This is a genomic window from Micromonospora sp. C97 (genome assembly GCF_018070385.1).
GTDB lineage: Bacteria > Actinomycetota > Actinomycetes > Mycobacteriales > Micromonosporaceae > Micromonospora > Micromonospora parva.
Window position 1 is genome coordinate 217,705 of record NZ_JAGPXU010000005.1, and the last position, 13,504, is coordinate 231,208.

Sequence of the window (13,504 nt, forward strand, 5' to 3'; positions counted from 1 at the left end):
CGATGGGGATCACCGCCCGTGGGGTCGGGCTGCTCGTCGCCGCCGTGGTGCTGCTGGCGGCGGGTTTCCGGTTCGCGTACCCCGAGTTGACGTTGCTCGGCGCGGCGGCCGGAGCGGCCGTGGGCTACGCCGCGCTGGTCGCGGCGTGGCGGCCCCGGCTGGCGGTGACCCGCCGTGCGGACCCGGACCGGGTGGCCCGTGGCGAGCCGGCGAGCATGACGTTGACCGTGCGCAACACCGGCCGCCTGCGATCGGCGAACCTGCTGGCCGAGGACCGGTGCGGGGAGCGGACCGTGCCGGTGCCGGTGTTGCGGCTACGGCCCGGCCGGGACACCGAGGTCCGCTACGACGTGCCGACCGACCGTCGTGGGGTGGTGCCGGTCGGCCCGTTGCGGGTGACCCGGCGCGACCCGCTGGGGTTGGTGGCGCTGGCCCGCCCGTACGGTGCGACGGTGCCGGTCTGGGTGCACCCCCGGGTTCATCCGCTGGCGGCGGTGCCCACCGGCGCGGGGCGCAGCCTCGACGGTCGGGTGGACGGGGTCCCGCACGGGTCGATCACGTTCGACTCGTTGCGGGAGTACGTGGTCGGTGACGAGCTGCGCCGGGTGCACTGGCGTACCAGCGCCCGGGTGGGTGAGCTGATGGTGCGGGAGAACGTGGACACGAGTCTGCCGCGCCTGGTCGTCCTGCTGGACAACCGTGTGGCTGCGCATCCGGGGCGGGTCGGTGGGGTGGCGGAGTCGTTCGAGTCGGCGTGTGAGGCGGCGGCGTCGATCGTGACGGCCGCGCACCGCGCCGACCTGCCGGTGCTGTTGCTGCTGGCCGCCGGGGAGCCGGCGCAGGTCACGACGCCCGACGGCGAGGGCGACGGCGCGCTCGGGCCGCTGGACCGGCTGGCCGCCGCCGAGCTGTCCGGCGATGGTGCGGCGGTGCGCGCGGCCACCACCCGGCTGCGGCAGGACCGGCTGGGCGACACGCTGATCTTCCTGACCGGGCCGGGTGGCCGGGAGGAGTTGGGGCACGTCGGGGCGCTGCGGGGGGCGTACCCGTCGGTGGTGGTCGGGGTGTTCGGCGCGGCCGAGCCGACGCCGCCGGGCACCGCCGGCCTGGTGGTCGTCGATGCGGCGGACGGCGCGCAGTTCGCCGCCGAGTGGGACGGGGTACGCCGGTGGTGACGGGTGCCGCGCGGGTGCTGCGGGCGGCGGTTCTGCCGCTGGCGCTGATCGGGCTGACCGCGCTCGCCGGGGTGGTGCTCGGTCGGGTGTACGCCGGTGGCCTGCTGACCTGGCTGGTCGTCGGCGCGGCGGCGGGTTCGGTGCTGGTCAGTGTGGCCGCGCGGCGGCTGCCGTCCTGGCTGGTGGCGCCGGTGTCGGTGGCCGCGATGGCCGGTTGGACACTGTGGTCGCTGCGGCTGGCCGCCACCCGCGCCGACGTGCCGGGCGGCCTGCTGGAGGTCACCGCGGACGCCGCCCGCAACGGCATTCCCCGGCTGCTCACCGCGATGATCCCGGTGGAGCCCACACCGGACACGGTGCTGGTTCCCGTCGTGGCCGCTTGGCTGGCCGGGTTGGCCGGCGCGGAGGTGGCGCTGCGCACGGGCAGGGTGCTGCTGGGTTATCTGCCGGCGGCGGGACTCTACGCCGCCGCCCTGTACGTGGTGGGCCCGAACGCCGAACCGGCGGTGGGGTCGACGGTGGCGTTCGTCGCGGTCGCGGCGGTGGGCCTGGCGACCCCGAGCCGGGCGGCGGCGTCGGGCGGCGATCCGACCGCCGACCTGACCCCCCGGGTACGGGCGGCGGTGCGGTTGCGGCTGGCCGCCAGCGCGGCGCTCGGGGTGGCTCTGGTGGTCGGGTCGGTGGCGCTGCTCGGCCCGGTCGTCGCCGGGCAGGTCGACGGTCGGCCGGTGGACCCGCGCCGGTACGTGGAGCCGCCGCAGGTGCAGACGCTCGACGAGAACCCGTTGATCCGGATCTCCGGCTGGGCGCTGCACCCGGAGCAGAAGCTCCTCGACGTGAGCACGGAACGCCCTGACGCGCCGCCCGACACCGACGCAGCGGCGGACACCTCGCCCGGTGTGCGGATCCGGTTGGCGGTGCTCAGTGACTACGACGGGGTGACCTGGCGCGTCGGCGCGACGTACCGCAACGCCGGCCGGATCCTGCCGGCCGCGACCGCCGCCCGCGACAGCACGGTGCGCACGGTCCGGCAGCGGATCAGCGTGGCCGAGCTGACCGGCCGGTTGCTGCCGGCCGTGGCGACGCCCCGGGAGGTCAGCGGGGCGCGGGTGGCGTACGACCCGGCGAGCGGGACGCTGATCCGGCCGGAGGGGCTGGCGCCGGGGCTGCGGTACACGGTGACCTCCGTCGAGGAGCGCCCGGACCTGAACCTGTTGGCTACCGCGAACGTGCCCGCCGGTGGTGAGGTGGCCCGGGTGCTGCGGGTGGCGGACGGGGTGCCGGACCCGATGCGCCGGCTGGCCGGGCAGCTGGCTGAGGAGAACGGCGCGCCGTTCGCGCGGGCGTCGGCGATCGAGCAGTTCCTGGCCGAGCACTACCGGGTGGTGGCGGACGCGCCGAGCGGGCACGCGTACCCGAATCTGGGTTTCTTCCTGTTCGGGCCGCGTAACGGCGGCGGGCAGGAGGGCACCTCGGAGCAGTTCGCGGCGGCGTTCGCGGTCCTCGGCCGGCTCTGCGGGCTGCCTACCCGGGTGGTGGTGGGTTTCCGGACCAGCGGGCAGGGGCCGGTGCTGGCCGGTGACGCGTACGCCTGGCCGGAGGTGCTCTTCGACGGGTTGGGCTGGGTGTCGTTCGACCCGCTGCCCCGCCCGAACGACGAGCCGAGGCCGGTGGAGGAGGATTTCCGCCCGACGCCGGAGGACCCGCCGCCGTCGGAGGCGCCCGCGCCGACCGCGGAGCCGAGCGCCTCACCGGAACCGGTGACCGCCGCCGATGTCCCGTCCGGCCGCGACGGGGTCTCCACGCCGGTGCTGGTCGCCGCCGGCAGCGGTGGTCTGCTGCTGGTGGTGGGGACGTTCCTGCTCACCCTGTTGGCGATGCGCCGCTCCCTCACCCACGGTCGGCTCGTGCGGGGCGACCCCGGTCAGCGCATCGCCGGCGCCTGGCGGGAGGTCACCGACGCGCTCCGGCTGGCCGGCAGGCCGGTCGGCGACGACCTGGCCGCGACCGAGGTCGCCGGGCACGCCCGTCAGGCGCTCACCGACACCAGGGCGGGCAGCGACGGCGCCGACGGGCCGGCCGTCGACGAGCTGGCGGCCCTGCTCAACCGGGTGGGTTTCGCACCGGGTGCCGCAACAGCGGACCAGGCCGCCCGGGCCGCCGAGGTCGCCACCGCGTACGTGACCACCCTGCGCTCGGCGCGCCCCTGGTGGCGCCGTCTGCTGTGGTCGGTGCATCCCGCCCCGCTCCGCCGCGCCCGCCGCTCCCCCCGGTGATCGAAAACGTAGCGGGTCAGGCGGTCAGCCGGCGGACGAGTTTGCGCATGCCGGCCTGCCAACCGTCCGGGTCCTCGGCGCGGCGGCGCGCGTAGTCGGCGACCTCGGGGTGCGGAAGGATCAGGAAACGTTCCTCGGCCAGCCCGGCGATGGCCGCCTCGGCGACCTGGTCCGGGGTGAGCACCGCGCCGGACGCGGCGACCACCCGGGCGCCGAGGTGGCCGTCGGCGAGCCCGTCGGCGAGCATCGGGGTGTCCACTCCCTGGGGGCAGAGGGCGCTGACCCGGATGCCCCGGTCCCGGTAGGTGATGGCCAACCACTCCGCGAAGCCCACCGAGGCGTGTTTCGTCGCGGTGTACGCGGCGTCGCCCACCGCGGTCAGCACACCCGCAGCGGAGCAGGTGTGCAGCAGGTGCCCGCCGCCTCGGGCGAGCATGCCGGGCAGCACCGCGCGGGCCGAGTAGACATGGGCCAGCACGTTGACCCGCCAGGCCCGGTCCCAACCGGTGTCGTCGACCTCCACTCCCCCGCCGGTGGTCACTCCCGCGTTGGCGCAGAACAGGTCGATCCGGCCGTACCGCTGCTCGGTGTCGGCGACCAGCGCGCGGACCTGCTCCTCGTCGGTGACGTCGACGGCGTGGGCGTGCGTGACCGGGCCGATGCCCTCGGCGACCGCGCGGGCCGCGTCGGCGTCCAGGTCGGCGACCACCACGGCCGCGGCTCCCTCGGCGGCGAACCGGCGGGACAGCGCGGCGCCGATGCCGCCGGCCCCGCCGGTGACCACGACGATCCGGTCGGTGAGGTTCACGCGGACGCCTCCACGAGGTTGGTGCCCAGTCGGGCGATGAGGCCCAGGAGCGCGGTCGCGCCACCGGCGGTGACCTCGGGGGTGGGCAGCAGCGCGATGATCGGCACGTCCACCCCGTTGTCGGCGTAGCGGCGCACCTCGGCGCGGCACCGCTCCGGTGAGCCGTGCAGCACCAGCGCGTCGACCACCTCGTCGGGCACCGCCGCGTTGGCACCGCGCCGGTCACCGGCGGCCCAGGCCGCCCACATCGGTGCGAGCGCCTCGTCGCGGCCGAGCCAGCGGTGGAAGTCGGCGTACGCACCGACGGTGAGGTAGCTGGTGATGAGCCGGCGGCCCAGTGCCCGGGCGTACGCGGTGTCCTCGGTGGGGCAGACGAAGATCCGGGCGGCGACGTCGAAGTCGGCGCGGCGCTCGCCCAGCTCGGCGAGGGCACGCGGTACGTCGTCGGCGCTGAGCCAGTTGAGGATGACCCCGTCGGCCTCCGCGGCGGCCAGCCGGAGCATTCCCGGGCGCAGCGCGGCGAGCAGGATCTGTGGCGGCACCGCCGGCGGTCGTTCCAGCGTGAACCGGCGGACGGCGAACGTGTCGTAGACCTCGTCGACGGTCTCGCCGCGCAGCGCGGCGCGCAGGAAACGCAGCACGTCGCGGGTACGCCGGAACGGCTGGTCGAACGGCACGGCGTTCCAGTCCCGGACGAGCACCGGTGAGGACGCCCCGATGCCGAGCGAGAACCGGCCCGGCGCGGCCTCGGCCAGCGCCGCCGCGCTCATCGCGAGCAGCCCGGGACCCCTGGTGTAGACCGGGGTGATCGCGGTGCCCAGCCGCAGCCCGGGCTGCCAGGCGGCGGCGAGGGCCAGCGGGGTGAACGCGTCGGCCCCGGCGACCTCGGACGACCAGACGTCGGTGAACCCGGCCCGGTCCAGGGCCGCGTAGGCCGCGTCGTGCTGCGCCAGCGCGATCCCGCCCAGCGGCACGGTCATGCCCCATCGATTCGTCACCGATCGATCGTGCCCGTTGACGACGGCCCGGGCAAGATCCCCGGGTTGGGCAGAATCGCCGGTTTCCGGCCGTGCGGCCCAGTGGGAGGTGCTACCACTTCGAGGTGGACCGGACCGACGGCGCAGGCCGCTGACCATGGGTTCCAGGGCAGCGGGACGCCTGGAGCCGGTACCGGCCGCGGCCGCGCCCGGCCGGGCGACGTTCCTGGAACTCTTCTTCGACCTGGTGTACGTCTTCGCGCTCACCCGGATCTCGGCACGCGCGTTCGAGGATCTGACTCAGGACCCGGGCCGGGAGCACGGCTGGGGGACGATCACCGGCAGCGGCAAGACGCTGCTGTTGCTGCTGGCGCTGTGGGCGGTCTGGCAGGGCACCGCGTGGACGACCAGCCGGTACGACCCGTACCGGGTGCCGTTGCAGACCGTGGTGATCACCGCGCTGGTGTGCAGCATGGTGATGGGGGTGGCGATCCCCCGGGCATTCAGCGAGACCGCGCTGATGTTCGCCGTGGCGTACGTGATCGCGCAGGTGACCCGGCCGGTGATCCTGTCGGTCGCGCTGGGCCCGCACCCGTACCGCCGGTTGAAGGTGCGGATGGCGGTGATCTACGCCGTCAGCGGGGTGCTGTGGATCGGCGGCGCGATGCTGAGCACCAACGCGCAGGTGGTGCTCTGGTCGGTGGCGCTGGGCTTCGAGTACCTGGCCGCCCGCTGCGGCTGGCCGGTGCCCGGCCTGGGTCGTTCGACGATCTCCAAGTGGGAGATCGCCGGGGAGCACCTGGCCGAGCGGTACCAGCAGTTCTTCCTCGTCGCGCTGGGCGAGACGATCCTGGTGGCCGGTTTCTCGTACAGCAAGGGGCCGTACGAGAAGGGGCACGCCTGGGCGTTCGCGCTGGCGTTGGCCACCTCGATCATGTTGTGGCGGATCTATGTGCAGCGGGCTGGGCGGATCCTGGGCGAGGCGGTGATGAAGGCCCGGCACCCCGCCAGCATCGGCCGGTCCGCGGCCGACACCCACCTGGTGATGGTGATCGGTCTGGCTTGCACCGCGATCGGCTACGAGCTGATCATCGAGGCTCCGTTGGAGCGGATCCCGGGCTCGTGGTTGGCCATGGTGCTCGGTGGCCCGGCCCTGTTCCTGGCCGGCCGGGCCCGCCTGGAGTACGAGGTGTTCGCGCGGGTCTCCCCGTCCCGGTGGATCGCCCTCACGGTGCTGGTGGTGTCGTCGCTGCCGTTGCTGCACCTGCCCGGTGTGCTCGCGACAGCGCTCGGGGCGCTGGTGTTGGCGGCGGTCGCGGTGGCCGACGCCCGGCGGGCGCACGGCGCCCCACCGGAGGCCGCCACGCCACCGTTCTGAGCGTTGCGCGCGAATGCCGTGCCGGACCGGAGGGTTACTCTCGGCCGGTGACCTTCTCGCTCGTCGCCCGCTCCGCCGACGGCCGCCTGCACGGCGTGGCCGTCGCCAGCAAGTTCCTCGCCGCCGGGGCGTTGGTGCCGGCCGCCGCCGCCGAGGTGGGTGCGCTGGCCACCCAGGCGCACGTGAACCTCGCCTACCGCCCGCAGGGACTCACCCTGCTACGCACCGGGGTGGCTGCCGCCGACGTGGTGGCCGGGCTGATCGCCGCCGACCCCGAGCGGGACCATCGTCAACTCGGCGTCGTGGGGGTCACCGGAACGGGGGCCAGCTGGACGGGGCCGGCCTGCCACCCGTGGGCCGGCGGGCGGACCGGCGACGGCTGGGCCGCGCAGGGCAACGTGCTCACCGGGCCGGAGGTCGTCGACGCCGTCGGTGCGGCCTGGGAGGCGGGAACGGCGCTGCCGTTCGCCGAGCGGCTGGTGGCCGCGTTGCGGGCCGGCGACGAGGCCGGCGGCGACCGGCGTGGGCGGCAGAGCGCCGGCCTGCTGGTGGTCGAGCGCGGCGGCGGGTACGGCGGCACCAGCGATGTGGTGGTGGACCTTCGGGTGGACGACCACCCCGACCCGGTGGCCGAGCTGGGTCGTCTGCTGTCGGTGCACACCATGCTGTTCGGCCGGCCGGACCCGGCCACCCTGCTCGACCTCACCGGCGCGGTCGCCGCCGAGGTGGCGGCGTTGCTCGCCGCGCTCGGTCATCCGGCGCGGGAGGACGACCCGGAAGCGGCGTTGATCTCCTGGGCCGGGTTGGAGAACCTGGAGGAGCGGCTGGTGCCGGGGCGGATCGACCCGGTGGTGCTGACGCACCTGCGCGGTGTCGCCCCGCACGTCCCCGCGCCCCGCTCGGCGAGCTGATTCAGCAACACCGGCGACGACCTCGCAGGGCCGGCCGTCAGCGGCCGAAGGCCAGCCAGCGGAAGCCGGCGGCGTCGACCGCTGCCCGTTCCGGGACGGTCACTGCCGTCCGGCCGGTGGCCTTGCGGATCAGCGTCAACCGGTCCCAGCCCAACCCAGCCGGCGTCGGTCGTCCGCCGGTGAGCAGCTCGGCGATGACCGCCGCCGCCGGTGGGGTGAGCCACGGGGACCGGCCCAGCGCGGCGGCCAGGTCCAACCCGTGCACGCCCACCTCGACGACCCGGGTCCGCAGGAACTCACCGAGGCGCATCGCGTCGCCGTGGCGGGTTCGCACCACCCGGTCGGGCGCGGCGGCGGCGACGGCCGCCTCGGTGGCCCGCCAGGCCCGGTCGAACTCGGTCGCCAGCGCCGCCCGGTCCACCGGTAGCGCGTCCCGCTGCCCGTCGGCGATCCGGTCGGCGTCGACCTCGGCGGTGAACTTCGCCGCGCCGAAGTAGCCGGCGGCGTCCACCTCGGCGTGTGGCGGGGCGGGCGCGGCGAGCATGTCGGTCAGTCGGCCGACCCCGGTGCGGGTGTGCGCGATCAGCTCCCGGACGGTCCACGGCGGGCAGTCGGTGGGCCGGCCGAGATCATCGTCGGTCAGCTCGGTCAGGACCTCGGTGAACCGCGCGCACTCGGCGGAGAACGCCGCCCGGGTCGGCTCCACCGGGCGGCTCAGCCCTTGACCCGGGGCACCAGCCGGTGCACGACGGTGAGCACCAGCGCCATCACCACGGCCATCGTGCCGGCGATCCCGGCGGCGCTGCCCGCGTACCCGACGAACAACGGCCGGCGGGACAACTCCTGCGGCCCGGTGCCGCGTAGCTCGATCAGCCAGGACAGGGACAGTCCGCTGGCGACCAGGGCGAGCAGGCCGACCACCCCGAGCACCAGCGCGGCGACCCGGTGCGCGTCGCCGGGGGCGACCTCGGCCTGCTCCCGCTGGGTGATCAGCAGGAGCAACCCGGCCAACGCCGCCCAGACACCCACCACCAGGTACGCGGCGACGGCGTCGCTGGGCCGGTGCCAGCCGGCGGAGAGGGTGGCGACTCCGGCGACGGCGGCGTAGCCGGCACCCACGAACGCGCCGACCGCCCGGACCTTGCGCGGCAGCACGAGCATCAGCGCGACCGCCACCGACGCGGCCACCGTGGTGTGCCCGCTGGGCAGGCTGTTGCCCACCGCCGCGCGTTCCGGGTCGAGGCCGAAGTCGGGGCGGTTCAGCCCGTACTTGAGCAGTTGGGTGGTGACGTTCGCTCCGGCGATCAGCAGGGTCGCGGTGATCGCCAGGGCGATCCGCCCCCGGATCAACGCGATGAAGCCGATCATCGCGGTGGCGGCCAGCAACGAGACCACCGACATCGCGTTGAGGATCCGGTCGACCGGACCATCGATGGTGTCCTGTCCGATCCGGTTGCCGGTGAGGGCGACGGTGTCCACCCACTGACCGACCTCGGAGTGCACGGCCACCCGCCACACGGCGAGGAAGGCAGCCGCCTGGACAAGGGCCAGTACGACCAACCAGACCGCGGTCCAACCCCGTGCCGTCGCGCGCATCCGCACACCGTAGCGGCAGGTGTCGGCGGTCCGAGCGGTGGCCCGCCACCAATCGCCGGTTAGGTTGTGCCGGAGGTGAGGAGGCGGTGGTGAGCGGAACACCGGAGCGCGACAGCTGCCCGGCCGAGCCCGGTCCGGAGCAGCGCGGAGGCGGCGATCCGGGGCCGGAAGGGCCGGCGCGGGCCGGCGTCGACACCGGTCCGGGAGAGCCAGCGCGGGCCGGCGTCGACACCGGTCCGGGAGAGCCAGCGCGGGCCGAGTCGCTGACGGATCTGCTGGGCGGGCGACGCGGCGCCATCGACGCCACACTGCCGCCGCTGGCGTTCGCCGCGGGGTGGTTGTGGGGCGGCGAGTCGCTGTGGGGCGGGGTCGGCGCGGCGCTGGCAGTGGGCGCGGTGGTGGCCGGCGTACGCCTGCGTCGGGGTGACCGGCCGCGTTCGGTCCTGATCGGGCTGCTGGCCGTCTGTGTCGCCGCGCTGATCGCGGTGCGCACCGGTCGGGCCGAGAACTTCTTTCTGATCCAGGTGTTGTCAAACGCCGCGAGCGCTCTGGCGTGGACGGTCAGCATCGTGGTGCGGTGGCCACTGCTCGGTGTGCTGGTCGGCGCGGTGCTGGGCCAGCGCGCCCGGTGGCGGCGCGACCCGGTGCTGCTGCGCGGGTACGGCCGGGCGAGTTGGGTGTGGACGGCGACGTACCTGCTGCGGGTCGCCGTGTTCGTGCCGCTCTACCTGGGCGGGCAGGTGCTCGCGCTGGTGGTGGCCCGGGTGGCGCTGACCTGGCCGCTGGTGGCGGCGGCGCTGGCACTGAGTTGGGTGGTGCTGCGGCGCTCGCTGCCGGCCGGGCACCCGGGGCTGCGTCACCCGGTCGTGCCGCCTCGCTGAACCGGTCGCGCCGCCTCGCCGGTGCGGCGGGGCGGCGCGGACTCGCTGCAAAAGTGGAGAGGCCGCCACGGGGGGAGCGGCCTCTCCGGTGACGTACGTTACTCCGTCACGGACCTCGGTGTGATCCCGCGACGGCCCGAATTTCTGGGCTTTTTCGCGGCTAGCTTCAGTCCGGGCGGTGGGGCGGGCCAGCCGATCCGCTGCGTCGGCCAGATGGCCGGCCCACCCCGGCCTGACCGTGGGTGTCAGGCCGTCCGCCAGCCCTGGTCCGTCGTTCCCCGGACCGGGCCGGACCCCGGGGTGGGCGGTCCACGCCACCCACCCCGGGTCGTATCAGCCGTTCGGGAACAGGCTGCCGTAGTCGGCGTACGCCATGGCGACGTCAGCCTGCGCCCAGAACCGGTGGTAGTTGAACTCGGGCTCCGGACCACCGTCCAGGTACGCCTGCACCTTGGGCCAGTCCGGGTCGTTCTTGTAGAAGGACCGGATGTCCAGGAAGCTCTTGCCGGCGGCGATGGCGTCGCCGTTCGGCATCTTCCCGGTCCAGCCCGACGGGACGTAGAGGCCCTGTCCGGTGGACGCGTTGTAGACGTCGTCGAAGCGCCGGTAGTCGCCACGCTTCTCGGTGGTGGACACGCCCTTGGCGTCGCTGGCGGACGACAGCGCGTCGAGCAGCCCCTTGGCGGTGTCCTTCGCCGCGACGTTGCCCGACTTGGCCGCGTACGCGATCAGGGTCCGGGCGTAGGCGGCGGTGACGCCGACGTCCTGGCCCTTCACCGTGACCTCGACGTGCAGGTTGGTGTTGGGCTGCGGGTTGGACGGGTTCCAGGTGGTCGGCTGACCGGTCCACGCCATGTCCGACGGGATGGACCAGTTGGTGCCGAGGGTGGTGTTGGCGATCGCCCACGGCACCCACTTGTCCAGCAGCGCCTTGGCCTTCGCGTTGCCGGTCTGCAGGTACAGCTCGGCGATGCGCTGCATCGACCAGGCCTGCATGCCGAACCACTGGTTCGACGGCGGGTCGTTGTAGACCGGGTCGACGTCGTAGAACATGCCGTAGAAGGTGCTGGTGCCGGCCGGCGGCTGGGCGTAGCTGCCGTCCCAGCTGTTGGTGGCACCACCGGCGATGCCGCCCTCGGCGGACTGCAGCCAGGTGTAGAACTCCAGCTGCCGGTCGAGGCTCTTGGTCCAGTCGCTGGCGGCGGTCGGCGACTTCGGCGCCAGCTCCGGGGTGTTGGTCAGCGCCCAGGCCGCGAACGGGTTCTGGTAGCCGAAGTGGTTGTGGCTGGAGCCGATCCGCCAGGACCAGTTCTGGCTGGTGTCGTACGCGCCGCCCCAGGCGTAGTACCAGGACAGCAGGTAGTGCGCCGAGTCCTTGCCGCTGCCGGCGGGGCAGGTGCTGGCCCCGACGCAGTTGCCGATCTTCTTGAAGTACTTGTCGAACATCGCGTACCGCAGGTAGTCGCCCATCTTGGCGGCCTTGGTGATGGTGGCCGCGACGTCGGCCTGCTTGTTCTGCGCCTTGGCCCAGGTCAGCGCCCAGTACGCGGCCTGCACGGCGCGGGCGTCGGCGTCCGGAGCGTTGGTGTACTTCCACTGCTTGGCGGGGGCCCCGGTGTCCTTGACGAACAGGTCGAGGTAGCCGTACTGACCGCCGTGCTTGAAGGTGTCGCAGGACGGCTGCGGGACGGTCTCCCACACCGACTCCTGGGTGCCCCGCTGGAAGGTGTTGATGTACGCCGGCTTGGTGGTGCCGTCACCGCAGCGGCCGAAGCCGTAGGTGTTGTCGACGTCCATCAGCCAGTGCATGCCGTAGATGTCGCCGGTGCCGTAGGTGGACTGCAACTCCGAGCGGAGCGGGTCCTGGCCGACCGGGACGTTCGGGTCCAGCGCCGAGGGGTACTGGCTGGGCAGGTTGTACTCCGCGGCGTACTGCGGGGTGCCCGCGGAGCCGGCGGTCGGCTGGTCGGCGTGCGTCGGGATGATGTACTTCTCCATCACGGTCCACGCGTTGTTGAACGGGGCCCAGTTCTGGGTGACCCGCCCGTAGTTCGCCTCCAGCCAGAGCCAGAAGCTGAACGCCTCGGAGGTGGTCTCGTGACCGTGGTCGGGGGCTTCCACGATCAGCGTCTCCACCGAGTGGTACGGCACGCCCTCGGGGCTGAAGTAACCCGAGTTCTTGATCTTGCCGTACTGCTCGAGGAACTTCGCGATGTAGGTGTTGTCGCCGCCGGGGGTGTCGTTGTCGATCTCGGTGGCGGTGACCGCCAGCGAGGCCAGACCCGTGGCGGTGGCGGTGATGGTGGCGGCGCCGCCGACGGTGTCGGCGTCCTCGGCCGCGGCGACCGTGACGGTGGCCCCGGTGTTCCAGTTGCTCGGGGTCAGCGTGACGGTGCTCGGCGAGACCGTGACATCGGTGTCACCGGTGCGGGTGAGGGTGACCGGCACGTTGGCCGTCGGCGCGGCGCTGAGCTTCAGGTTGAAGGTGGCGGTGCCACCCTCGGCGACGCTCACCGCGGACGGCGTGGCGACCAGCGTCGGGCCGCTGGCGGCGCCGACGGTGAATGCCTTCTCGTCGACCCCGATGCCGTTGGCGTTGTCATACGCCTTGGCCTGCACGGTGTAGCTGCCGGCCGGCAGGTCTTCCTGGGTGTAGGCGTACGGGGCGCTGGTGTCGGTGTTGATCAGCAGGCCGTTGCGGTAGAACTCGACCTTGCTGATCGTCCCGTCCGGGTCGCTGGCGGTGGCGGTCAGCGGCACGTCGGCCGGCGCGGTGAACGGCCCGCTCGGCAGGCCGAGCGAAACCGTCGGCGGCTGGTTGGCCGGGGTGCCGTTGCACGGGGTGCCGTTGATGGTGAACGCGGTGGGCTTCGGGTTGCTCCCGGTGTGGGCGCCGTTGAAGCCGATGGTGGTGGAGGCCCCGGTGCCGAGGTTGCCGTTGTACGACTCGTTGGTCGCGGTGACCTCACTGCCGGTCTGGCTGTACCGGGCCGACCAGCCCTGGGTGACCCGTTGACCGCTGTTCGGGAAGGTCCACTTGAGCGTCCAGTTGGTGATCGGGTCGCCCAGGTTCTTGATGGTGACATTGGCGGTGAAGCCGGTGTTCCAGTCGTTGGTCGCGTAGACCACGTCGCAGGCGGGTGCGGCCTGTGCGGCGCCAGCGGGCAGGGTCACCCCGCCGATGGCGAGCGCGGCGGCGGCGATGATCGCCACTCGACGGCGTCGTGCCAGTTGTCTCATGTGCGCGGTGTCTCCTCGGACCGGGCCGGGACGGTCCCCGGCGAGGCGCCTGCCCGCGTGGGTGGTGGTCCGCGGGGATGTCGAGGCGCCGGGAAGGTGGTCTCCCCCGGGCCCGGCCGGGGTTCGGCGGTGCGAGCCCGCACGGGAGGGGTCCCGCCGGCTGATCGGGTGACCGTGACCGGAGCTGGTGCTGCCGGCTGCCCTCGGTGGACCCGCACTCACGCGATGTGGCTCCTGTCGCGTCGAATCGACAGTGTGCCAT

10 protein-coding genes are annotated in these 13,504 nt (G+C 73.7%); 5 read left to right on the forward strand and 5 right to left on the reverse strand.

What is annotated here, in order from left to right; genetic code table 11:
- Positions 1–2: 2 nt before the first annotated feature.
- Entirely contained in the window at positions 3–1,175 is a 1,173-nt protein-coding gene (locus tag KBX26_RS10555; RefSeq protein ID WP_030328649.1) for a DUF58 domain-containing protein, read from the forward strand.
- On the forward strand, positions 1,169–3,451 hold the full coding sequence (locus KBX26_RS10560) for a transglutaminaseTgpA domain-containing protein (RefSeq protein WP_307857792.1): 2,283 nt from the start codon (positions 1,169–1,171) through the stop codon (positions 3,449–3,451). The genes KBX26_RS10555 and KBX26_RS10560 overlap by 7 nt, the downstream gene beginning before the upstream one ends.
- A 16-nt stretch (positions 3,452–3,467) precedes the next feature.
- Here KBX26_RS10560 and KBX26_RS10565 read toward each other — a convergent pair whose 3' ends face one another.
- A complete protein-coding gene (locus KBX26_RS10565) occupies positions 3,468–4,259 on the reverse strand; it encodes an SDR family oxidoreductase (protein WP_210865321.1) in 792 nt (263 codons plus the stop codon).
- A complete protein-coding gene (locus KBX26_RS10570) occupies positions 4,256–5,239 on the reverse strand; it encodes an LLM class F420-dependent oxidoreductase (protein WP_030328654.1) in 984 nt (327 codons plus the stop codon). Before KBX26_RS10570 ends, KBX26_RS10565 begins: the two co-directional genes overlap by 4 nt.
- A gap of 154 nt (positions 5,240–5,393) precedes the next feature.
- Between KBX26_RS10570 and KBX26_RS10575 the strand changes: the two genes are divergently transcribed.
- A complete protein-coding gene (locus KBX26_RS10575; RefSeq protein WP_210865322.1) occupies positions 5,394–6,614 on the forward strand; it encodes a low temperature requirement protein A in 1,221 nt (406 codons plus the stop codon).
- Positions 6,615–6,661: 47 nt separating this feature from the next.
- The gene (locus tag KBX26_RS10580) at positions 6,662–7,525 is read left to right on the forward strand and encodes a DUF1028 domain-containing protein (protein ID WP_210865323.1); all 864 of its coding nucleotides are present in this window, start codon (positions 6,662–6,664) and stop codon (positions 7,523–7,525) included.
- A 37-nt stretch (positions 7,526–7,562) separates the two neighbouring features.
- Here the strand turns inward: KBX26_RS10580 and KBX26_RS10585 are convergent, their stop codons facing one another.
- Positions 7,563–8,231: a maleylpyruvate isomerase N-terminal domain-containing protein gene (locus tag KBX26_RS10585; RefSeq protein ID WP_307857793.1), complete on the reverse strand. Its 669-nt coding sequence runs from the start codon at positions 8,229–8,231 to the stop codon at positions 7,563–7,565.
- A gap of 8 nt (positions 8,232–8,239) precedes the next feature.
- Positions 8,240–9,127: a phosphatase PAP2 family protein gene (locus KBX26_RS10590; protein ID WP_210865324.1), complete on the reverse strand. Its 888-nt coding sequence runs from the start codon at positions 9,125–9,127 to the stop codon at positions 8,240–8,242.
- A 257-nt stretch (positions 9,128–9,384) separates the two neighbouring features.
- Between KBX26_RS10590 and KBX26_RS10595 the strand changes: the two genes are divergently transcribed.
- A complete protein-coding gene (locus KBX26_RS10595; protein ID WP_051708184.1) occupies positions 9,385–10,002 on the forward strand; it encodes a DUF3159 domain-containing protein in 618 nt (205 codons plus the stop codon).
- A 333-nt stretch (positions 10,003–10,335) separates the two neighbouring features.
- Here KBX26_RS10595 and KBX26_RS10600 read toward each other — a convergent pair whose 3' ends face one another.
- Complete coding sequence (locus KBX26_RS10600) at positions 10,336–13,242, reverse strand: glycoside hydrolase family 48 protein (RefSeq protein ID WP_210865325.1); 2,907 nt, start codon at positions 13,240–13,242, stop codon at positions 10,336–10,338.
- Between the last annotated feature and the right edge of the window lie 262 nt (positions 13,243–13,504).

What these genes read in the sequence shown, in the direction of transcription:
- KBX26_RS10600 (WP_210865325.1), bottom strand. Translation starts at nt 13,242, where the DNA reads ATGAGACAACTGGCACGACGCCGTCGAGTGGCGATCATCGCCGCCGCC.
- KBX26_RS10555 (WP_030328649.1), top strand. Translation starts at nt 3, where the DNA reads ATGGGGATCACCGCCCGTGGGGTCGGGCTGCTCGTCGCCGCCGTGGTG.
- KBX26_RS10570 (WP_030328654.1), bottom strand. Translation starts at nt 5,239, where the DNA reads ATGACCGTGCCGCTGGGCGGGATCGCGCTGGCGCAGCACGACGCGGCC.
- KBX26_RS10575 (WP_210865322.1), top strand. Translation starts at nt 5,394, where the DNA reads ATGGGTTCCAGGGCAGCGGGACGCCTGGAGCCGGTACCGGCCGCGGCC.